This is a genomic window from Arthrobacter tecti (assembly GCF_054511355.1).
In genome coordinates, this window is the sequence record NZ_JBTNCT010000010.1 from 108,627 (window position 1) to 127,278 (window position 18,652).

The 18,652-nt window shown below is 59.8% G+C and carries 20 protein-coding genes and 1 tRNA gene; 12 read left to right on the forward strand and 9 right to left on the reverse strand.

The annotated features are described in order from the left end of the window. Positions 1 to 16: 16 nt before the first annotated feature. Entirely contained in the window at positions 17 to 1,483 is a 1,467-nt protein-coding gene (locus tag ACX80C_RS12415; protein ID WP_459326788.1) for a DHA2 family efflux MFS transporter permease subunit, read from the reverse strand. Between the two features lie 69 nt (positions 1,484 to 1,552). Here ACX80C_RS12415 and ACX80C_RS12420 point away from each other — a divergent pair. Continuing rightward, positions 1,553 to 1,625, forward strand: a tRNA-Ala gene (locus ACX80C_RS12420). Positions 1,626 to 2,054: 429 nt separating this feature from the next. Here the strand turns inward: ACX80C_RS12420 and ACX80C_RS12425 are convergent. After that, entirely contained in the window at positions 2,055 to 2,405 is a 351-nt protein-coding gene (locus ACX80C_RS12425) for a hypothetical protein (protein ID WP_459326789.1), read from the reverse strand. A gap of 928 nt (positions 2,406 to 3,333) precedes the next feature. On the opposite strand from ACX80C_RS12425, the gene ACX80C_RS12430 reads away from it, so the two are divergent. The 6 genes from ACX80C_RS12430 (at position 3,334) to ACX80C_RS12455 (ending at position 10,667) form a co-directional block, all read left to right on the forward strand. Beyond that, the gene (locus tag ACX80C_RS12430; RefSeq protein WP_459326790.1) at positions 3,334 to 3,516 is read left to right on the forward strand and encodes a hypothetical protein; all 183 of its coding nucleotides are present in this window, start codon (positions 3,334 to 3,336) and stop codon (positions 3,514 to 3,516) included. A 37-nt stretch (positions 3,517 to 3,553) separates the two neighbouring features. Then, on the forward strand, positions 3,554 to 3,946 hold the full coding sequence (locus tag ACX80C_RS12435; RefSeq protein ID WP_459326791.1) for a hypothetical protein: 393 nt from the start codon (positions 3,554 to 3,556) through the stop codon (positions 3,944 to 3,946). 412 nt (positions 3,947 to 4,358) lie between these two features. Further along, on the forward strand, positions 4,359 to 4,619 hold the full coding sequence (locus ACX80C_RS12440) for an FDXHR family putative zinc-binding protein (protein WP_459326792.1): 261 nt from the start codon (positions 4,359 to 4,361) through the stop codon (positions 4,617 to 4,619). A 140-nt stretch (positions 4,620 to 4,759) separates the two neighbouring features. Further along, positions 4,760 to 5,029 (forward strand): hypothetical protein, encoded by a 270-nt coding sequence (locus ACX80C_RS12445; RefSeq protein ID WP_459326793.1) that lies wholly within the window; start codon positions 4,760 to 4,762, stop codon positions 5,027 to 5,029. A gap of 98 nt (positions 5,030 to 5,127) precedes the next feature. Next, positions 5,128 to 5,823: a hypothetical protein gene (locus ACX80C_RS12450; protein WP_459326794.1), complete on the forward strand. Its 696-nt coding sequence runs from the start codon at positions 5,128 to 5,130 to the stop codon at positions 5,821 to 5,823. Continuing rightward, positions 5,823 to 10,667: a hypothetical protein gene (locus ACX80C_RS12455; RefSeq protein ID WP_459326795.1), complete on the forward strand. Its 4,845-nt coding sequence runs from the start codon at positions 5,823 to 5,825 to the stop codon at positions 10,665 to 10,667. The genes ACX80C_RS12450 and ACX80C_RS12455 overlap by 1 nt, the downstream gene beginning before the upstream one ends. A 117-nt stretch (positions 10,668 to 10,784) precedes the next feature. On the opposite strand, the gene ACX80C_RS12460 is transcribed toward ACX80C_RS12455, so the two are convergent. Next, positions 10,785 to 11,090, reverse strand: a complete 306-nt coding sequence (locus ACX80C_RS12460; protein WP_459326796.1) for a hypothetical protein — start codon at positions 11,088 to 11,090, stop codon at positions 10,785 to 10,787. A gap of 125 nt (positions 11,091 to 11,215) precedes the next feature. Here ACX80C_RS12460 and ACX80C_RS12465 point away from each other — a divergent pair, with 125 nt between their 5' ends. Together ACX80C_RS12465 and ACX80C_RS12470 are read left to right on the forward strand one after the other, a co-directional pair. Continuing rightward, the gene (locus ACX80C_RS12465; protein WP_459326797.1) at positions 11,216 to 11,683 is read left to right on the forward strand and encodes a hypothetical protein; all 468 of its coding nucleotides are present in this window, start codon (positions 11,216 to 11,218) and stop codon (positions 11,681 to 11,683) included. 89 nt (positions 11,684 to 11,772) lie between these two features. After that, complete coding sequence (locus ACX80C_RS12470; RefSeq protein WP_459326798.1) at positions 11,773 to 12,591, forward strand: hypothetical protein; 819 nt, start codon at positions 11,773 to 11,775, stop codon at positions 12,589 to 12,591. 159 nt (positions 12,592 to 12,750) lie between these two features. Here ACX80C_RS12470 and ACX80C_RS12475 read toward each other — a convergent pair whose 3' ends face one another. After that, the gene (locus ACX80C_RS12475; protein WP_459326799.1) at positions 12,751 to 13,215 is read right to left on the reverse strand and encodes a hypothetical protein; all 465 of its coding nucleotides are present in this window, start codon (positions 13,213 to 13,215) and stop codon (positions 12,751 to 12,753) included. Positions 13,216 to 13,833: 618 nt separating this feature from the next. Between ACX80C_RS12475 and ACX80C_RS12480 the strand changes: the two genes are divergently transcribed. Next, entirely contained in the window at positions 13,834 to 14,316 is a 483-nt protein-coding gene (locus tag ACX80C_RS12480; protein ID WP_459326800.1) for a hypothetical protein, read from the forward strand. A gap of 67 nt (positions 14,317 to 14,383) precedes the next feature. On the opposite strand, the gene ACX80C_RS12485 is transcribed toward ACX80C_RS12480, so the two are convergent. After that, positions 14,384 to 14,683 carry a hypothetical protein gene (locus ACX80C_RS12485; RefSeq protein ID WP_459326801.1) on the reverse strand — a complete coding sequence of 100 codons (300 nt, stop codon included), beginning with the start codon at positions 14,681 to 14,683 and terminating at the stop codon, positions 14,384 to 14,386. Positions 14,684 to 14,771: 88 nt separating this feature from the next. On the opposite strand from ACX80C_RS12485, the gene ACX80C_RS12490 reads away from it, so the two are divergent. Beyond that, a complete protein-coding gene (locus ACX80C_RS12490; RefSeq protein WP_459326802.1) occupies positions 14,772 to 15,428 on the forward strand; it encodes a hypothetical protein in 657 nt (218 codons plus the stop codon). A 297-nt stretch (positions 15,429 to 15,725) separates the two neighbouring features. Here the strand turns inward: ACX80C_RS12490 and ACX80C_RS12495 are convergent, their stop codons facing one another. The 4 genes from ACX80C_RS12495 to ACX80C_RS12510 all read right to left on the reverse strand — a co-directional run bounded on the left by ACX80C_RS12495 (position 15,726) and on the right by ACX80C_RS12510 (position 17,619). Further along, the gene (locus ACX80C_RS12495; protein ID WP_459326803.1) at positions 15,726 to 16,106 is read right to left on the reverse strand and encodes a hypothetical protein; all 381 of its coding nucleotides are present in this window, start codon (positions 16,104 to 16,106) and stop codon (positions 15,726 to 15,728) included. Beyond that, positions 16,103 to 16,513, reverse strand: coding sequence for a hypothetical protein (locus ACX80C_RS12500; RefSeq protein WP_459326804.1), 411 nt, complete (start codon positions 16,511 to 16,513; stop codon positions 16,103 to 16,105). Before ACX80C_RS12500 ends, ACX80C_RS12495 begins: the two co-directional genes overlap by 4 nt. Continuing rightward, on the reverse strand, positions 16,510 to 17,127 hold the full coding sequence (locus ACX80C_RS12505) for a DUF7447 family protein (RefSeq protein WP_459326805.1): 618 nt from the start codon (positions 17,125 to 17,127) through the stop codon (positions 16,510 to 16,512). Before ACX80C_RS12505 ends, ACX80C_RS12500 begins: the two co-directional genes overlap by 4 nt. 189 nt (positions 17,128 to 17,316) lie before the next feature. Next, positions 17,317 to 17,619 carry a hypothetical protein gene (locus ACX80C_RS12510; RefSeq protein WP_459326806.1) on the reverse strand — a complete coding sequence of 101 codons (303 nt, stop codon included), beginning with the start codon at positions 17,617 to 17,619 and terminating at the stop codon, positions 17,317 to 17,319. A 573-nt stretch (positions 17,620 to 18,192) separates the two neighbouring features. Between ACX80C_RS12510 and ACX80C_RS12515 the strand changes: the two genes are divergently transcribed. Then, positions 18,193 to 18,543, forward strand: a complete 351-nt coding sequence (locus ACX80C_RS12515) for a hypothetical protein (RefSeq protein ID WP_459326807.1) — start codon at positions 18,193 to 18,195, stop codon at positions 18,541 to 18,543. The last annotated feature ends 109 nt before the right edge of the window (positions 18,544 to 18,652 follow it).

Here is an 18,652-nt window from a genome sequence, read left to right on the forward strand (position 1 = left end):
TGGTTGTAGCAGGCAACTACCCTTGTCCGGATACTGAGCCGGCGGGTTCCCTGTCCGCAGCCCATTCCTGGTGTTGTTCGGGGCGGGCGAAGAACAGTGCGGCGAGGAGGCCGATTAGCACTATGGCGGCGGGCAACAGAAGTGCCTGCCCCATTGCCGCGGAGTAGCCTGCGGCATTGTCGGCGTTCTCAGTGGCGGCGTTGGCGGCCAGCCGTGCCTGCATCATGGCGGCAATACCGGCGCTGCCGATGACGGCGCCGACCTGGCGGGTGGTGTTGTACACCCCGGATCCGGCGCCGGCGAGCGACGGCGCGAGGTTGCGTGTGGCGGTGAGCGAGACGGGCGCCCAGATGCCGGCGCTGGACAGGCCGACGAGCGCGATCGGCAGGAGGAGGAGCCAGATAGGAGTGTCCGGGGCGAGAATGAGCCCCAGCCAGAAGAGTGCTGTTGCCATGCCGGCGAACCCGAAGATGGCCATGTACTTCGGGTTTCCCCGCTGTACGAGCTTGCCTACGAACGGTGCCAGTGCGCCCGAAATCACGGCCATCGGCGTCAGCAGGAGCGCCGCTTCCGTGGGGGAGAGGCCGCGGACGTTCTGCGCGTACAGCATGAGCGGCAGGCTGATGGTGGTGATCGTGAACCCCATGGCGGAGATCGCGGTATTGGCGAGCGAGAAGTTCCGGTCCCTGAACAGCCTGAGCGGAACCAGTGGTTCCTTGCGGTTGTAGCGCTGCCACACGATGAATGCGGTGAACAGCACCGCCCCGGTGATGATCAGCGACCATACGGAGATGGGTCCGGCGATGGTGCCCCAGTTGTAACTCTCGGCCTCCTGGAGACCGAAGACCAGGCAGAACATGCCGGCTGCGCTGAGAACCACGCCGAGGAGATCGAAGCTGTGGCTGGTGGTGCTCAGCTTCGGCACCAGGCGGTAGGCAAGGAAGAAGCCGACGACGCCGACAGGCACGTTCACGAAGAAGATCCACTCCCAGCCGAGGGAGTCCACGAGCAGGCCGCCGAGGACCGGTCCGACGAGGGTGGCGATGCCCGCCACGGAGCCCCAAAGCCCCATGGCCGAACCGCGGCGATCCGGCGGGAAGATGCGGGTAATGACGGACATGGTCTGCGGTGTCATCAGGGCGGCGCCAAGGCCCTGGAGGACGCGGGCGAGGATCAGCAGTTCGATGGTTCCGGCGAACCCGCAGAGCGCACTTGAGAGGGTGAAGACGGTCAGGCCGGCGAGGTAGATGCGTCGCGGGCCGAAGCGGTCCCCGAGGCGTCCTGTGATGAGTAGTGGTACCGCGTAGGCCAGCAGGTAGGCGCTGGTGACCCAGATCGCGTTGTCGATATCCGCGTTGAGTCCCTCCATGATGGCCGGGGTAGCGACGGACACTATGGTGGAGTCAACCAGGATCATGAAGAACCCGATGACGAGGGACCAGAGTGCCGGCCACGCGCGGATTTCTGGGGCGGCGGATTGCATGGTTCGAGCGTACAACCGGGCTCCGACATTTGGTTCCCGGAGGTGGGGCTGAGGTATCTTTGACTCTGCGGGGCTTTAGCTCAGTTGGTAGAGCGTTTCGTTCGCAATGAAAAGGTCAGGGGTTCGATTCCCCTAAGCTCCACTCGACTAATGGCCGCTACTTCCCTGTATTTGCAAGGGAGTAGCGGCCTTCTTTGGATGAATAGCGGGCAGTGATTGACAAACACTATTCTCTATGTATCACCACGATATACCCATATTTCTACACCTCTTCGTCACTTTTTCGTCACCTGAGTAAGGTTGGTCGGCGACCATCAAGGTGGCAGGAGGAGATGACCTTCGAGGAGATGTACGACTGGGCATCATCGCCTTCGTTTTGCCGCGTTATCGAGGTGCCTGTCAGCAGATGCTGCCGAGCGGAAACGCACGAACCTGTCTAGTCGTCTGGGAGCCACCATCGCCAGTAAGATGTTAAAGGCGTAGATGATTTCCTTCTTCCCAGCGAGACACTTCGCGCCGATCGAGGGCGGGTTCAGGCCGGATGAACATGAACTGCAGGCTGGCAGCAAGCTCATGCAACTCGTGCACCACATTCGAAGTTTGATCCGCGACACGCCAATCCCCAACAGTTGCGAGCTTCGTTCCCCCGAATCAGGGCTTCTTTGCGCATCTCCGCAATCTCGGCCTGGGCTTCCTTGACTCGCTCCTTTGATGGGCCATCTGAGTGCTCACGGGATTGATACTCGGTCGCACTATCGAGTGCATTCAGGTAGTTGCTGACCGCTGCCGAAAACTCAGCAACCTCACGGCGGATTTCGCGCGCATGTTGATCGCGCGCTTGGCGGCCAGCGAATATGACCTGGATGGTGCCACCTACCACAACGCCAGCGAGCCCAACCAGCGCAGGCAGCAACTCATTCATCTCATCACCCTATCGACCGCTACTACTGCGCGTGAGGAAGACCACTTCCGGGCCATGTCCGACTTCCAGAAAATGGACACCCTTAGTTCGTATAGAACTAGTTAACGAGTTGACACTTTCAGCGCAGTAACGAAGGCCACATTTGGGACGAGCAAGGAAGTGCCAGTTCTTGCACCCTCAGTTCTTATGAGAGCAAGTTGAGGGGGAACCTTAAGGAGGGGGAGCAAGAGTGTTGACGCAGCAACGTGTTAACACTAAAGCGAGCGTCAGCGAGCTTCTACTGTGTTGACGCAGTAACTACTCGACCCTATTGGTAGAAGTGACGAAGGCCACTCAGCCCTGATGTGAGCAGACCCGTGAAACTCACATCCTTAGTTCTTGTGAGAACAGTTAACGCGTTGACGCCGGCAACCTGTTGACTCAAAGCGAGCGTTAGCGAGCTTCTACTGTGTTGACGCAGTAACTACTTCAACTAGTTGACGCGTTTACGGGTAGAAAGCTTTTGGGGGCCGAAGGCCCCTCCAAGGTGTCAACTACAGCAACACGTTAACTACTTCAGGTTCTTTGGTTCGGTGAAGGCTTCTTCATCCGGTCAAGGCCAGCGAGGCGTCAGCCTCGCGTCCCGTCAGATGCATTCTTGGTGTAGGCCACGCCGTCCTCCTCGTGGTGTCCGCGCCGGTTGAAATTCCTACGGGCTTTCTTCTTTTCGCTGTGCTGGCAATACCCGTCAACGACGTGAGAGAGCCGCAATAGTCAGTTCGATAGTCCCACACTGGGGCTTGTTTGCTATGCCTGCGCGCCGCATACGGATGGCTCAGTACGTCCTTATGCGGCCTCCGCAACTGATCACCTTTGAAAGCCTTTGACCACCTTTGGCGTGCGATCCCAGTCAGCGCCTCACACCGATTCACCAAAGAAGGATTTTCGCATGCCCGCATTCCGAGGGGAGCAGCATCATGCCCACAAGCTGACCGACGACCTGGTCAGGGAGATTAGGGCTGCGTACGTTCCCGGCCACATCAGCCAACGCACCTTAGCCGAACAGTATGGGGTCGCCCAATCAATCATTCATCTGGTTCTCGCACGCCGTCGCTGGCGGCACGTCAAATGAACCGCGGTTTCTCGCATCAACACTTGAAAGGTATTCCATGTACTTGATCCTCAAATCGACCGAGGACAGCAATAGACCACCCGTTCGGATCAGCGTTTTGGATCTTTGGCGCGGGAAAGTGGCGGGAGCGAATGTGAGCGACGATGCGTTCGCGGTGGCTTGCCACTTACACCAGCGATCGAGCAACTTCCTGAAGGCGCCATTGATTTCCCTGAAGTCGGCGAAACGCGGGACAAAACTTAGCCGTTTCAAATGCGCGAGGGCCATTGAGGAACTCCGCTTCGCCAACTTTCTCAGCGGGCCGCATTACGGCCGTGATGGCGGCCCGGACGGAGTGTACTCAGTCGCATTCCCTGAACACGTGTTCGAGAGCGTCTTCGAGGGGATCACGATTGACGGCGTCGAGATGGGAGGGCTCCAAGTTGCTTGAAGCGATGCGATCTTCCGATGCAGGAGCAGTCAGCGCGCTCGAAAGGGACCACTTCCTGGCGATGGGTATGAGTGAGCAGGAGTTGGGGGAGCTGTGTGCCTGGATCGTTGCTGTGTCGGACGCGTGCGAGGTTGCGCCTCCACCTGTCGTTGTTCAGATCCTCAAGTTTTACGTTGACGCACGGCCATCCGTGGTCCCGAGACACAAGGTGATGGCGCATTCAAAGCGGCGCGAACGCCACAAGAGGTTCGCCGGTCAATCGAGGCAACTCAGGCGCGTCTTGGCCATTTAGCACTCTTCAACACCGGGCCAATGCCCGTTTCGTCCCCTAAGCGCTTCCCTGCGAGTAAACACCCCTTCGAGCAATCACGCCAGCGAAAACTTGCTCTGGCACAGCCCAGAAAGGCTCCACATGACTACCTCTTACCAGAAGACCGTTACTCATCTTCAGTGCGGCAAAAGTTGGCCCAACGGCACCAGGAACTCCCATTGCACCGTTTGCCATCAGACTTTCGGCAACCATGACCTGGCAGACCGCCACAGAAAGGATGTGGGTGCTGAGCGGATCTGCATCGATCCCGCCGAGCTTCGTTACCAGGGTTACCAGCCAGTGTTGCGCGCTGGGGTCTGGAAATCAGGCAAGCCATCAGGACGCTTCGTGAAGCAAGGTTAGCGGTCCGCCATAAGCCAATCAACACCGTTGTGGTGGGCTCCGTTCATGGAATTGTCCAGTCACTATTGCGAGGTCGCTCTATGCTCGTCCGGCCCACCAGCTACAGCCGTCACACCTTCAACCAACCAGGATGATCAACAATGACTGTCGAACCACCGAACACTACCGCCCCGAACGCGGACGCACTCGCTGAGGCGCTCACACGGTTCGAGGAAGCCCAAGCTGAGGTTAGGGCACTCCTCGGTGCCAGCGCGCCAGCGGAGAGCTCCCAGCCCCTTGGAGCGACGCCGTCAACTTCGGAAGCTCCATCACCGCCAATCAACGAGATTGATGGCGCCACGGCGTGGCGGCAGTACCGTCACGGCGTTACGCCATGGCAGGAATACCGCAATAGGAGCCGACGACGCTAGCACCCCACGCAGCACCAACCAAGCACCAACGGATTGTTGGTGCTTTTTTCATGCCGCCGGCCTCAGCCGCGGACAACACATCACCAAGGAAGGTCACAATGACCAAGCAGGCACACATCACCGAGTCGAGCAAGATCGAAGCCGAAATCACCGAAGCCAAGGCGCGTTTGGAACAAGCGGAAAGCGACGAATCGACGGCGAAAGCGTCGATGAATTCACTTCTAGCCCGTATGACGGAGGGGGATACTTCGATCTCGGCGGGCGAAATCACTGCCGCCCGTCCTGCAGCAGAGGCCGCGGCAGTGATCGTTACCGCTCACAAGAACAAAGTCGCGGTGCTTGAGCAATCGCTGAGGGTCGCCCGCGGGCATGAGCTTGAAGAACAGGTCAGAACTTCTAAGAAGCTCATGCAGTACTCAGACGTTCTCTTGGAGGCCGAGAAGATCGCAGAGGTCACCCACGGCCTGTTGCGGGAGCTTGCGTCCCGCATCGAAGAGAGCAACGCCGAATTCGATCGAATCAGGTTGTCGGCCGAACAGTCTGACCTGTTCGAGGCTGAAATGGTCATTGAACACGATCGAACCCACGGTGACACCATTTACTCGGATGGCAAGGAGTTTCCTCGCCTATCGCCGACAGGGTGGGATTTTGACGTCAATTCACGGCTGAGCTTGCTTCAAGCGATCGAAGCTAGTTCCCACCACGTGCCCGTGGAAGTCTTCGTCGAACCACCGGCATTCATGCGCGCACCATCCGGTCTGACCGCTGGGCAAGCGATTCAAGGCCGGCGCTGATGGCTGAACTCAAGCTCATTGGCGCTGTAGGCGTCAAGGTTCGACCCGACACCAGCGGTTTTCGCAGTGACACGAAGCGGGGAGTCGAAAGAGAGCTGGACGGCCTAGACCCCAAGGTGAAGGTAGGTGTTGAAGCCGACCTTCTTGGCGCACGTCGCGAACTGCTTACCCTCAAGCAGATGGCTGACCGCGCGAAGACGGACATCAGCATCGGATTCGACCTTGGGCGGGGAACTGCAACGGCTCGCTTCGTCGAGGACTTGCGGAGCAGCCTTGGTGGGCTGAACAACCAGATGAATGCTCTGCGTAAGCAGCGTCTACGGTTCCCTGGCTTCAATGAGGACGGGCTTCGGAAGGCTTCAAGGGCTGCCGATGACCTGGCCGAGAAGGCAAAGTCACTGATCGCCCTGAACCGGCAGTTCAAGCTTGAGGTGAAGACGGACGGGTTCAAGGACGCCCAGCGCGTCATCGACCGACTCTCCGGCTCGCAACAGCGCCTCGGCCGCATCTCCCAGATCGAGGGCACCAAGCTTCACGATCAGGCGCAGCGCCTCGCTAACCAGTGGCGGCGGGTTGATGACGCTCAGAAGGGTGTCGTCAAGAACGTGCTGCAGTCGCAGGACAACCTGCGCATCGGTCGGATGCACGAGCAGCAGCTCGCCGACATGTCCAAGCATTTGTCGTCCATTGGGTCGCAGATTGAGCGCACTGCGAAGCAAGACTTCTACAGTCGGATGTTCGGTGAGCCTGACCGTTCCATCGCGGACCTGTTCGCGAATCTCTCCCAGGCTGATCTGGAGAAGGCTGAGCAGGAAGCTGAGCAGCTCAAGAAGTCGTACGAGTCCCGCCTCAAGGGAATCAAGGCACAGGTCGAAGCTCAGCCTACGGGTCTGGGTTTGGCCGCCGCACAGTTGCGGTTCACAGCCCGGCCACGCACAGTCAACTTTTTTGTGCGGGTCAACGAGAAGAGCTTGCTTGTAGCTGAAGGGCTTCTCAAGTCCCTGGCTGGTCTCAACGTTCTGGAGTCCACCGGCCGACTCCTCGAAAACATTTTCACCAAGTTCGACACGTTCACCCTGAAGACCGGCGCACTTAGTGCCGGCATTGGTGGCGTCGTCGACACCCTCGCTTACGCGACCACCGCGGCCCTCACCATCGGTGAAGGAATCTTCCGGTCGGTTGGTTTGCTGGCTACGGCGCCAGCGTTCCTGTCTGCTATCGCAGCCACCGCGGTCATCACGACGGCGGCGTTCGACGGTTTCAAGGATGCCATCGACGGTGATGCGGAAGCGCTCGCGGCGTTGCCTCCGGCGGCCCGCGACGCGGCGCTCGCCCTGCAAGGAACCTGGACTGCAATTCAGCGTCCAGTGCAGGAGCGTTTCTGGGACGGTATGGGTGACTCGCTCACCACCATGGTGAACAAGGTCATCCCCCGCCTGTCCGAGGGGCTTGCCGAGACGGCGTTCCATGCTGGCCGGTTCGGTGCTGGCGTCAACGTCGCGTTGGAGAAGATCGCCGAGAACGGCGTCTTGGACGCGATGTTCCGCAACCTGCAGGGCGGCTTCGACGAAGCGTCCGGCGCCGCGGAACCACTCGTGGACGCGATCAACACTCTGGGCCTGCGAGGGTCTGAATACCTGCCACGGTTCGGCCGTTGGCTGACCGACATTACTACCCGGTTCGATGATTGGATTCAGAAGGCTGACGAAGCCGGGCGTATCACGTCTTGGATTGAGGGCGGCGTCCAGTCCCTGAAGGACATGTACGGCGTCGGCGAGTCCGTGGTCGACATCTTCCGGGCAATGACCCGTGCTGCCTCTGACGGTGGTGCTGGTGGTCTTGGTGAGTTCCGGCAGAACCTGCGCGGCATCGCAGACATGATGCTGGCAGAGCCCTTCCAGTCCCGCATGGCCCGCATCTTTGAGGGCGCCCGCGACGGTGCCTCCAAGCTGAACATGGGTGTGCAGGATCTTGGCAGTGCGTTCGGCGAAGCAGCCGAGTTCACTGGTGATCTGCTTGAACTGCTTGGCGACATCGGCGGCGTAACCCTGTCCGGTCTGTCCACTGTTGTGCGGAACCTCCGGTTCCAGGACGGTGTGCTGGACGGTTTCACGGGTCTACGCGACCTGATCGTCGATCTGCAACCGGCCGCACGTGACCTTGGCGACATCATCGGCAACCTCGGCACCATTGCGGGGACTGCTTTTGAGGGTCTTGGTCCGATCTTCAACACGGCGACCGGCATTCTTGGCGACACGGTCACCCGTCTGGCCGACGACATCGAACGGATTGTTCCGAAGCTTTCCGGCTTCGTGACCAGTGTCCTTGAAGCGACGGCTGGGCCGATCGAGTTGGTGGCACGTGCAGCTGAAGGCGTGCTCACCGTATTCGAGGCTTTGCCTGGACCGATCGGTAACGCTGCGATTGCGCTTGGTGCGTTCCTTCTGATGAAGAACCAGTTCGCCGGCTTCTTCAGGTCGCTTGACGGTTCCCGCGTGTTCTCGAATCTCCGCAACGAGTGGGTTACCCAGCAGGCGTTGGCCGGTAAGACGGTCGACACGATGGGTCGCTTCAGTGTTGTGGGCGCCACCATGGACCGGGTTCGGGGGCATGTTTCCGGGTTGAACGGTTTGCTGCGTGACGTGAATGGTGCAGCGCGGCATGGTGCTGGCGGTCTCAGCGGTTTCCATGACCGGCTTGGTCAAGGTGTGGGCACGATTGCTGGATACAGTAGCGCGATCGGCACCAGCGCTAAGGCGGGCCTGCGAGGCGCACTCAGTGGCATCTCCGGCGTGCTGGGTGGCCCTTGGGGTATCGCTCTTGCCGCCGGTGTGACAGCGATGACCCTGTTCGGCCAAGCACAGGCTGATGTGAAGGCGCGGGTTGACGCGTTAGTCGATTCGCTGGACAAGCAGACAGGCGCAGCCACGGCCGCCACCCTGGGGCAGATTGCGCAGGAGTGGACGGACCTGAAGGACGCCGGAGACAACTTCGATAACCTCATGCGGGGCGTGTTCGGTGGTGCGAAGGCGGCGAACGAGACAGCGCAACTCCTTGGGTTGAGCCTCGCTGACATCACGAACGCCATCGCGGAGGGGGGACCGGCGTACGATGAGCTTCTCGGGCATCTTCAGGCGATCGCGGACTACAAGAACGCGATCGAGCGTGGGAACAACAGCAAGTACGGCGGGCCAGTACCAGGCATGGATCGGCTGAAGGCCGCGGCCGAAGGGTCAGCGGCAGCGCTGGGGACGAACCTAGGTGCGATCAAGAGCATCAACGGTGCCGACTTGGATCACATCATCGGGAACGTGGAACGCACGCGAGGCGAAGCCGGACTTGCAACGTCCACATTCGAAGGGCTCGATGCGGCGACCGAGAAGACGACTGCTAACGCTGAGCTCATGGCTGGCGCCATGCAGCGCATCTCTGATCGGACGGCGGACGCGGCAGGCAAGATCGACGCCATCCGCACCTCCCTTGACCTGCTCAACGGGAACGCTCTGTCCAAGCAGGAGGCCGAGTTCGCTGCGGCGAGTGCCCTCGATCAGGCTGTTGCCCGTGCGGAGCAGCTGAAGGAAGGCATCGCCCAAGCGGGACAAGCCTTGTTTGATACGCAGGGGTTGTTGTCTTCGACGTCGGCTGCCGGTGTGGAGCTGTACGAGACAATGAAGACGGCATCCGATGCCATCCTCATTGAAGCTCAGGCAGCCTACGACGCGGCCGACCTTAGCGGTGCGACACCGGCTGAAGCGGCCGCGGCAGCGCAGGCGGTCATCGACGGTAACGCCGGTGCCCTGGCAGAGATTGCTGCGGGCGCCGGGCTGACAGTCGAGCAACTACAGACCCAGTGGGACACGTTCTTCGGGCAGGACTGGACGCTCACCGCGACCTTTAGCGGTAACGCGCAGAAGTACCAGGAAGCGGAGAAGATTGCCCGCGACCTTGGTATGGCGTTCGACGGTGAAGAGTTCACCGCGTTCCTGAACGCACAGTCCGACCCGGCCGCTGTGACCACTGAGCAGATTCGCGCTCACATGACAGAGGTGATGGGCCGCAACTATGTGGCGACCCTGAAGGCTCTGCCTGGCCCTGCACTGACTGCGATCCAGCAGGTGGGGGACAACGCGAAGCTGGTCACCAATGCGGACTACATCGCCGAACTGGAAGCACTGGATAAGACGTATCCGGGCATCAGTGCGGCTGTAGGTTCGATCGCTCGAATGACGGGCGGCGACTATGCGGCCGCCATCAAGGCGATCAACGCGACCTACCCCGGTCTGGCTGCAGCAGGGTTCGATCTGAACAACCTGCCAGACGAACTGGTGTCGATTTTCAGCCAATGGGCGGCGGTGCCTCCGGCGCCGGCGATTCCACCGCTGATTGCTCGGATTCAACCGGTTTACGACCGTCCGGGGTCGGCGCTCGGCTTCCCAGCCGCAGCTAATGGTGCGATCTGGGACGGCAAGTCGAGCCCGTACGCGGGTCGCTTCGGCATGCAGCCCCACACGGTGCGTGCCTTTGCGGACGGCGGCATCGAACAGCCCGGTTCAGCGAAGATTTACTCCGCGTCCTCGACGTACAGGATCTTCGCTGAACCGGAGACTGGCGGGGAGGCGTACATCCCGCTGTCAGCAGCTAAGCGTGACCGCTCTGTCGACATCTGGAGGGAAACAGGAAGGCTTCTCGGCCAGGACGTCGAACAGTACGCGGACGGCGGCATTAGTGGGGCGCCATCGACTGGCCCGACGTTCAATATCACCAACCACTACCCCGTATCCGAGCCGACGTCCACCACGGTGAACAAGGCGCTGGCAATCGCCGGATATCCCGATCTGGAATAGGAGTAACCGTGGTTTTGGATGATTCGTCGAGGTGACGCTTCTAGCTAGCTGAGCAGTCAAGAGCCTCTAACCCCAGCATCCCGAGTGGGAGGTTGGAGTTAGAGGCTCTTTCGTCGTTTAACGCCCTCTTCGATCCTTCTCCAGTTTTCGCCGCCGAACCCGCTGCGGTTCCACCCAGATCGGTTCGACCGGCCACATATCGACGTACTGCACCAGCACAGCCTCGCGGGTCCAAGCGATCGCGAAACCTTTCGCTGTCTCGGCTTTGCCGGATGGGAAGTGGAGGCGCACCCAAACGGGGATGGTCTTCTCGGTGTGGTGGGCGGACGCAGGGTCGACGTCGAGTCCGATAGGGGTCTCCCGCAACGCGCGGTTCCTCGCATCTGCCGCAGCGAAGCCGTACTCGTTTGGACCGGTACTCATGGCAGCAGGTTAGACCCTCACAACGACAAAAAGCGCTCATACCAGCCACCCGACCTGGGCGGTCGATGTGAGCGTTTTTTGTCGTTGTGAGGGGTTCTGTCCGTGGTGATCGCTATCGTTGAATCATGAACTCAAAGCGGCATCCCGATGACTTGCCACCCGACACCTGGCGGCGGTTCACAAGTAATGAAGAAGCGATGGCAGCGCTCCCAAATGGATCACTTCAAGATCCAGTCGCAGTGGGCATGATGTTCGTCAACGCACTCGCAGATCACCGCCACTACGAGATCGCCTTGAGTAGGTTGGTCACACCGGAATCTTTGCCGTACTGGGGCGATTTCAGCGAGATTGCGGAGCATGTCGCTTCCATTGAGAATTGGGGGTTTGGGTCGATAGCAAACGAAGCTGTTGGTGACCCGAACGTTCGTTACTGCAAGCTCATGTCCGGGGTGGAGTCCAGCTTCCAAGTGACGGACGCTCAGATCATCAACGCTGCAAGCATCATCACAATGGTGTGGCGCCCAGAGTACGACCAGTGGATGGTTCACGCCATGGGGTCGGAATATCTCAGACCCGAGGAAGTGCCGCACTAACCGGATCGCTTGCTTCATCAATTGACCGAATACACGGAAAGCTCCATAACGCGTGTAAGCCTCAGCTTGTGGATCAGTACGCTTGAGTTATGGAAGTCTGGACGATTGTTGCAGCGGTAGCTACGAGCGTGTCCGCGGTGGTGATCGCCTGGCAAGCTTGGGAGACGAGGAAGTCTTCAAGAGCGAGTATGCGTGCTGTTGACGTGGCGAACCAGTCGCTCAAAATAGCGCGTTTGGAATCGACTAGGTCGGCACTCATGATCGCCGAATCCGTAAAATCCCGGCTTGACATCAACGCTCCTGTAGTCTCGTTAAGCCTCAACGTGCCGACCGTCAGTGAATATGCCTGGAGCCGGTCGCGCTCGCCAGAAGCTGCCGAGTGGGACGAGGACGCAGGTGTGCCTTCGAACCTCCATGCCCCCCAGGAGAATCAGAAGAACTTTTGGGTTCGGGTGCCGGTTGTACTTTCCAATGAGGGTAGTGCATCTGTCACGTTGGAATTCTGGCCGCCCGTGTCAGCGATGCAAGGCGGGAGTTGGGGAAGTCCACAAAGACGTCATGACATCGCCGCAGGTAATCAGGCGCTTTACGCCATGGCAATTGGAGGGACACTTCAGGAGTGGATCGCCTCGGCCGCGAACGACAATGACTTCTGCCTTTGGGCACAGTGGAGTGTCGTACTGAAAGGCAATAGCGGTGTCGTCCTTCACCAACGAGTGGAAATAAGAGGGCCTAGCGCTCGCGAAGCTCCATCCGGTGTATGGAGTCTAGCCCGCCTATCACCAACGCAGAATCGGGATGGTGCCGAGATAATTGCGTCGCCAATTCTGCGGACTTATGTTCTGGACCAAAGCAAAGGGATCGAGATACCCGATACCCCAACCGCGATACTTGAATCTCATCCCTAATTAGACTTGTTGGAAGCCCTATCATAAGGGTCGCGTCAATTGGTCGACCCAACTTCACGGGGGTCGCGAGTAATCTTCAGCAGCCCATGTTCGGAGCATTGCGGCCTGTAAGACTAGTTGGCTTGTGAATCTAGATCGAGCAGTCACCGTTTTCTCGGTCTAATTTTCAACGTTCGGCAACTCCAGCCTCTCAACGCTTATATCTCTTCGCATTGCGTCTTTGAGCTCATTCAGCGATCTACTAGTGCGGTCTATCAGGGGGTTTACTTGGGCTGGATCTCTACTTCTATCAATGTAAACCAGACGATAAAGTAGGAAAATCGCTTCTAAACAATCTTTTCGGCACTCATAAACATTAGGTGAACTCACAAGCTCAAAGTCTAAAGAATTTCCAAGCGTGACTTGGGGATCTTTCTGAGTTTTGTTGAGGAGCCAATCTGAGACAATGCCGGTGCGATGTTCTTCAAGGCTTGAGAACACCCTTTTGTAGACGGTATACTTTTCATTTCGCATCCAGTGCGAATGTTCATTGTTTCGCCCCCAGCGGCTCCCGAGCCAACCGCCAGCAATGGCGAATACGCCACCTGTAGCAGTGGTAATTGCCGCGATTAACCAAGGCTCCATTCTCCTACTCTAACGAGGCTTCGGTGGTGAGCCAGGGGAGGCGCGGGTGGACCAATCAGTTCGCACGCCTTGTGATGAAACTCAACCATCCATCCGGAGTGGCTTCGAAGTGTCTGTCTCTGCCATGGTTATGAGACACCACGCCTCACCCTTGCTAGTCTCTGATTCATGCTCAACGCCAACAACATCCTGTACTCTCCGTTCCGCGTTGGGTGGATGTAGAGGTGGACTCTGTTAGGGACTACCTTGTGGTAGCCACTGGTGAAAGCAGTATTCGTGCAATCGCAGGTAAGAGCGGAGTAGACCAAAGCACTCTCTTTCGTCAGCTCGAACGCGGGATGAAAGCTGAGACGCTCATTCGTGTCTGTCGCGCATACGACCTATCTCCGCTGAACGCTCTGGTGGTAGCAGGAATTCTCTCTGTGGAAGAGGCAGGCCATGGTGCGCGGTCTTGCACCCTGGCGGACGTCAGTAACGCGGACCTCGCGGACGAAGTCAGGCGGCGTCTTCGGTGACGTTGTGACCTGCACAGGCTGCTATCGCTCGGGCTTAGGCGGAACTAGGACGCAGGCTCACGAGTCAGCGGCTCACGCCTTCAGCTATACGCCGCCCACCTCCATGAAGTCTGCGGGTGAGGTGATCCGCCGGGGTCGCGTATCGATCGTCTCGCAGGCGCCGGGGCTAGACGCGTCAGCGATCGTCCAAGCATGGTTGCAACGCGGTGACGATCACGGCAACAAGAACTCAGTGTTCTACTTCTCGGCCGACTCCGACCCGTCCACCATGTACAAGCGGGCGGCCGCCATCGCCACCAGATACACCCTCGACGATGTAGAAGCGATCATCGAGCGCGGTGAGACCTCCGGACTCGACGCCGAAGTGAACGCGGCCACCGCCCACATGGCGTTCGACTACCGGTCAAGCCCCGGCGAGGACGACATCATCGACGAGCTCGAAGCGTACCTGACAGTGCACGGCGAGTACCCCGAGGTGATCGTCGTCGACAACGCGAGAATGCTAGGCGAGTCTCCTGCGGCTGCCCGCAAATTCTTGGGAGAGATGGCGCAGAGGTGTGACGCGTCTGTCCTGATCATTCAGTGATGTAGGAGGCATCTAACTCTTCGACATGCGTCCTCAAGGACATTGCCTGTGCTCAGTCGCCGGGCCTTTACCGGTAGATATTTCCGGTCACCTTCAGCTCAGCAGCTTTCATCGGCACCACGTCACCCGCCTGCAGACTGCGCGTCTCCAGACCCTTCACGATGAACGGGAACGCGTCAGCAGGGCGGTCCTGGCTGAGTGTCGGGAATGCGACGCCGACTTCGAACTCGGTCGCATTCTCGGCAGTCCGCTTCGGCTGCAGCGCGTCGTAAACCTCGACCACGATGCCGGGGCTGCCTGCCTTCAACCGGCCCATATCTGTCAGTGTTTCGACGCGGTCACCGCGCCGGAGTAGAACATCTTGCATTGAACCCTCCTAGTTCAAACGGAGTAACCGCCTTACAGCATGCCGCGGCGTGTGCGTGTCTGCATCCCGAGGGCGTTACGGTATATCAATGAATGCAGTCGTGCCCGATGCAGCAACGGATGCCTTCGGCATGACTCCTGAAGCGTGGGAGAGGCTCCGCAAGGCGCTCAACAACTTCAGCCTTCTGTTAGATGCGCAGACATCTGCGTTGAGGCACCGTCTGAGGGATTCGGGTTTCCTCGAAGACCTGTCAAGGCTTGCAGGCCAACTAGCACCAATCGCATCAGCTGCCGAGAAAGTCATCACAGCGCCCCAGTTTGATGCTTCAGTGAATGCTTTGTACGAAGCCTTGCGCAAAGATGTTCTTTGCCAACTGCCGGCGATAGCTCCAAGGCTAGAGTTCCCCAACTTCGCTACCGTCTACCGTGTAGGCGAGGCAGTGAGGGATGATGCCGGAATCGTGGCTGGCCTGCCAACTGATGAGGAGCTTGGCCCAGACGTCGCGGCCAGGTTAGAAAACATCAATCGGGCCTTGGCTGCTAGCGGTTACCTCGCTGCTGACTGCGCGGACATAGGCGTAAGGTTCCTGTGGCGTATCGTGTGGATCGCTGTAACCCTGTACCTCGCGGGGAATTTCCCGGTTGCAATCCTGGTCTTGCAGTCGGCTGGATTTGAGCCAGACACTTTGGACGACTGGGCGCGGTCTTTGAGCTCCCGTCACGATGAGCAGCAAGACTCTGACTAAAGTCTACTCAGCGTCTCCAGATCGACCGGTCAGGGTACGGCGCACAAGACAGGCCAGCCCAGAATAGGACGTCGTCAGCTTCGCGCCTTGCCTCCCGCGAGCCGGTGATGGTCACGACTGTTTGACGTCTCCACGGTCCCGTGCGGTCAACGTCCACAAGGCGGGATACCTCTGCACCATCGGTGATGTCCAAGTGTCTGTAGTCGGCTCCGGCTCGTGTGAGACGCGCTTTCACTCCACGAGCCGTGAGCGGTGGGCCGGCCGGTATCTCAGCGCCTCCGGTGCGGCTGTCGGCACTCACGCCGCCGCCCACCTTTTCAGTGCGTACCTGCACCATGCGGCACGCGTTGATTCACCGTTGAAATGCTGCACGCCTGCAGCGTCGGGAGACTTGCCGGTGATGGCCTTGATTGCCGCCAGGACTTCAGTGGAGGGCGCGACATCACGCGGGATCGCCTTGACCAGCGGATCATTAGCGTCCCCGCGCTCGTCAGGGTCAAGCCGCGCCCAATGGGTCGCCGCCTGCTTCAGGATCAGTTCAGTCACCAGCTCCGGGCCGCGGTCGACGAGGCGTCGCCGGAATGCCTCCGACCTAACGCGCGCCCCGTCTTCAGCAGGGCAGCCGGTAGAATGGCCGTACGGGGCGGTGCAGGCGCAATGTCCTTCGGTGACGCTCATAATCCAATCTCCTTCAGCAGCTGTAGACCCATGCCGCCATCAGCGTTTGTCTGCGCGGCAGTCAGCGTGTCCAGCCATGCGTCTACGCGCTGCCCCGCTTCAGGGTGACGCCGCTCCAACTCCTCGAAGACTGCCCAATACTGGTTTTGCTCGGTCTTCGGTATGTCTCGGCAGGTCAGCGCGTCCAGCCTCCGCAGGTCCGCAGCCAGTGCGCTATCGCTTTCCGTCCGCACCCATTCACGCCGGCGGCGCGAATCCTCAACGGACAGCTCCGTGAACACATTTGACTCGGCGGCGTCACGGTCCGGCCGCTCCAGATCCGCCAGGCACTGACGGATCATGCCAGTGGATACACTGCGCACCTTCTCGGCCAGCTGCTGCCGCCGCAACCCCTCGGGCGCGCTCATGCCGGCACCTTCACCGAGACGGTGTCAGCGAGTCTCCGCGCTGCCTCTTGTGCGTCGGCCAACGTCTCGAACGGCCCCGCGTTGTGGCCGATCATCATCAGGTGCGGCTCTCGTTGCGTGAACCAACGCACCTTGTACGTGCGCGCCGTCTTCTCGAAGTTCGCCCAATCACTCGTGATGAAGTAGTGGCCGCCGACGATCCCACCGTGCAACTTCGTACCCCAATAGCGCATAGTGTCAGCACTGAAGAACTCGGAACCGCTCCCGATCACCGCCGCCCTCATCTGTGAAACACTGCTGAACCGTTGCAGTCCAATGGGCGGCTCAACCGGTTCATCCCTGTACCCGTGTCGGACGCCGAGCACATCTGAAGCATAGGCAAGCGCCGCATCACGGGAAGCCAGCCCCTCTGCGGGGGTTTGCGCGTTCATGACGTCCTGGAGCATGCCAGCGAACCTCTGCCGGTAGGCGGTCCACTCGGTGGGGGACTTCCATCCTGCTTCTTCGGTATAACGGGCTACCTCGTGGACTACCTCGTCAGCGGGTCGCGCCTGGTTTGCGCTGCGCAGAGTGGCGCTGGTCAGTTCTTCCACGTCGATGTACAAGTCGGCCATGCGGGACATTGCGTCTCCTTCGTCTTCGCCGTCTTCGGCGGCGGTGGTAGGTGTTTTGGGCGCACTGAAGGCAGGGTTCAGGCGGTGAGTTGATATGGTGGCGGCAGCTGGCGGCCGCTTCGATTCCAGGAGGCGCGCCGCGCCGTCTGTGGCGCTGGGGTCGCAGCCCGGCGCTTCGCGCCTTAACTCTCAGGCATAAAGCTTGTTGATGTTGCCGCTCTCGCAAAGGTCGGCAGAAAAGCCACACTCTCGGCACAGCCAAAGAGCAGCCTGCGGGCGGTAGTAGTGGTCATGCTCCGGCATCGGGTAACCGAAGTAACCGGCAAACCAGGCCGCACGAGCCGCACGCCGCACATCCTGCGGCCACTCCAGCGGCTCCACCCTCAGATCCCGGCGTGCCGACTCTTCCCAGTCGTCGCGGTCGCCGCGCTTCCCTGCGGCGTACATGTCGCGCAGCATCTCGCGTTCAGTGTCTTCAATCTTCCGTGCCATGGTGTCTCTCGTCTCGGGGCGTGAGGGGCGGGTCTTGTGCTGGAGGGGTCCGGCGACGAACGGGGGGAGAAGGGCGCCGGACCTCCAACGTCTGGGCAGCTAAGGCAACAAGGGTGCCAGCGGGACGGGTCTATCCGAGTTGCGAAACATCTGTACGGCCCTCCTTTCGTGTAGGTCTGCCTGCTGGGTGCTGGCGGTGGTTCAGTAAGAGATGGCGCGGTGATCGCGCAACAAGTCAACAATCTGAGAATCCGACAAAGAGCCGGGAACGATATCAGCCTTCAATTTCCCGTTATCCAACACGAGAGCGAAACCGGGAACGTCGATAAGTACCTTGAACATTTCATTGCCTCCATTTGATCTATCCAGCCGCTTTGCTGAATCACTTATGAATGCAACATTAACCCCTCTGCATCGAAAATGCAACGCAGTGCCGCAAAAAGTATGCATAGCCCTATGGTGCCGACGAATTAGCAGGCAGATACAAAGGAAAATATTGCTGTGGTGCGGCCGCACTTAGGGGCGTCCTGGTGCGTTGCCCGACTGGATGCAATCAGGAGGACGCGTGCCGTTATGACTGGACATCCACGGTGTGCCAGTGGGGCGCGATTGCGCCTGTACAAAGCAGAGGGAAGCCACGCCTACACCTCGCAGCTTCAGGCCGCAGCGGAGCGCCGGCACGATGCCAGCACGCGCGCAGCAGCGCAAGAGATGAGCAGAGCCGCACCACGCCGCCGCTCACAGCTCCACGCAGTGGACAACATGAGCCACCACGTGCACCACGGCGACCACACAGCAACGCCAGCACAGCGCCACCACTGCCACGCCGCACCCTCACGCCGCCGCGCATGCCAGGGACTACCACACCAGCGCCGCCGAAGGGCGGGGGAGGGTCCCCTCGACGCCGGCCACGCGCCCCGCTAGCCCGGATTTTTCATGAGGGTCGGATTGGTAGCTGGACTCGCGGTTGATTCTGGCCTCGGGGTGATTTGTGGTTTTTGGGCTCGCTGGCGGGGCCTGTTGTCGCTGGCTG

Excerpts from the sequence above, each read along its gene's own strand:
- ACX80C_RS12415 (WP_459326788.1), bottom strand. The coding sequence starts at position 1,483 with ATGCAATCCGCCGCCCCAGAAATCCGCGCGTGGCCGGCACTCTGGTCC.
- ACX80C_RS12425 (WP_459326789.1), bottom strand. The coding sequence starts at position 2,405 with ATGAATGAGTTGCTGCCTGCGCTGGTTGGGCTCGCTGGCGTTGTGGTA.
- ACX80C_RS12430 (WP_459326790.1), top strand. The coding sequence starts at position 3,334 with ATGCCCGCATTCCGAGGGGAGCAGCATCATGCCCACAAGCTGACCGAC.
- ACX80C_RS12435 (WP_459326791.1), top strand. The coding sequence starts at position 3,554 with ATGTACTTGATCCTCAAATCGACCGAGGACAGCAATAGACCACCCGTT.
- ACX80C_RS12440 (WP_459326792.1), top strand. The coding sequence starts at position 4,359 with ATGACTACCTCTTACCAGAAGACCGTTACTCATCTTCAGTGCGGCAAA.
- ACX80C_RS12445 (WP_459326793.1), top strand. The coding sequence starts at position 4,760 with ATGACTGTCGAACCACCGAACACTACCGCCCCGAACGCGGACGCACTC.
- ACX80C_RS12450 (WP_459326794.1), top strand. The coding sequence starts at position 5,128 with ATGACCAAGCAGGCACACATCACCGAGTCGAGCAAGATCGAAGCCGAA.
- ACX80C_RS12455 (WP_459326795.1), top strand. The coding sequence starts at position 5,823 with ATGGCTGAACTCAAGCTCATTGGCGCTGTAGGCGTCAAGGTTCGACCC.
- ACX80C_RS12460 (WP_459326796.1), bottom strand. The coding sequence starts at position 11,090 with ATGAGTACCGGTCCAAACGAGTACGGCTTCGCTGCGGCAGATGCGAGG.
- ACX80C_RS12465 (WP_459326797.1), top strand. The coding sequence starts at position 11,216 with ATGAACTCAAAGCGGCATCCCGATGACTTGCCACCCGACACCTGGCGG.
- ACX80C_RS12470 (WP_459326798.1), top strand. The coding sequence starts at position 11,773 with ATGGAAGTCTGGACGATTGTTGCAGCGGTAGCTACGAGCGTGTCCGCG.
- ACX80C_RS12475 (WP_459326799.1), bottom strand. The coding sequence starts at position 13,215 with ATGGAGCCTTGGTTAATCGCGGCAATTACCACTGCTACAGGTGGCGTA.
- ACX80C_RS12480 (WP_459326800.1), top strand. The coding sequence starts at position 13,834 with ATGAAGTCTGCGGGTGAGGTGATCCGCCGGGGTCGCGTATCGATCGTC.
- ACX80C_RS12485 (WP_459326801.1), bottom strand. The coding sequence starts at position 14,683 with ATGCAAGATGTTCTACTCCGGCGCGGTGACCGCGTCGAAACACTGACA.
- ACX80C_RS12490 (WP_459326802.1), top strand. The coding sequence starts at position 14,772 with ATGAATGCAGTCGTGCCCGATGCAGCAACGGATGCCTTCGGCATGACT.
- ACX80C_RS12495 (WP_459326803.1), bottom strand. The coding sequence starts at position 16,106 with ATGAGCGTCACCGAAGGACATTGCGCCTGCACCGCCCCGTACGGCCAT.
- ACX80C_RS12500 (WP_459326804.1), bottom strand. The coding sequence starts at position 16,513 with ATGAGCGCGCCCGAGGGGTTGCGGCGGCAGCAGCTGGCCGAGAAGGTG.
- ACX80C_RS12505 (WP_459326805.1), bottom strand. The coding sequence starts at position 17,127 with ATGGCCGACTTGTACATCGACGTGGAAGAACTGACCAGCGCCACTCTG.
- ACX80C_RS12510 (WP_459326806.1), bottom strand. The coding sequence starts at position 17,619 with ATGGCACGGAAGATTGAAGACACTGAACGCGAGATGCTGCGCGACATG.
- ACX80C_RS12515 (WP_459326807.1), top strand. The coding sequence starts at position 18,193 with ATGACTGGACATCCACGGTGTGCCAGTGGGGCGCGATTGCGCCTGTAC.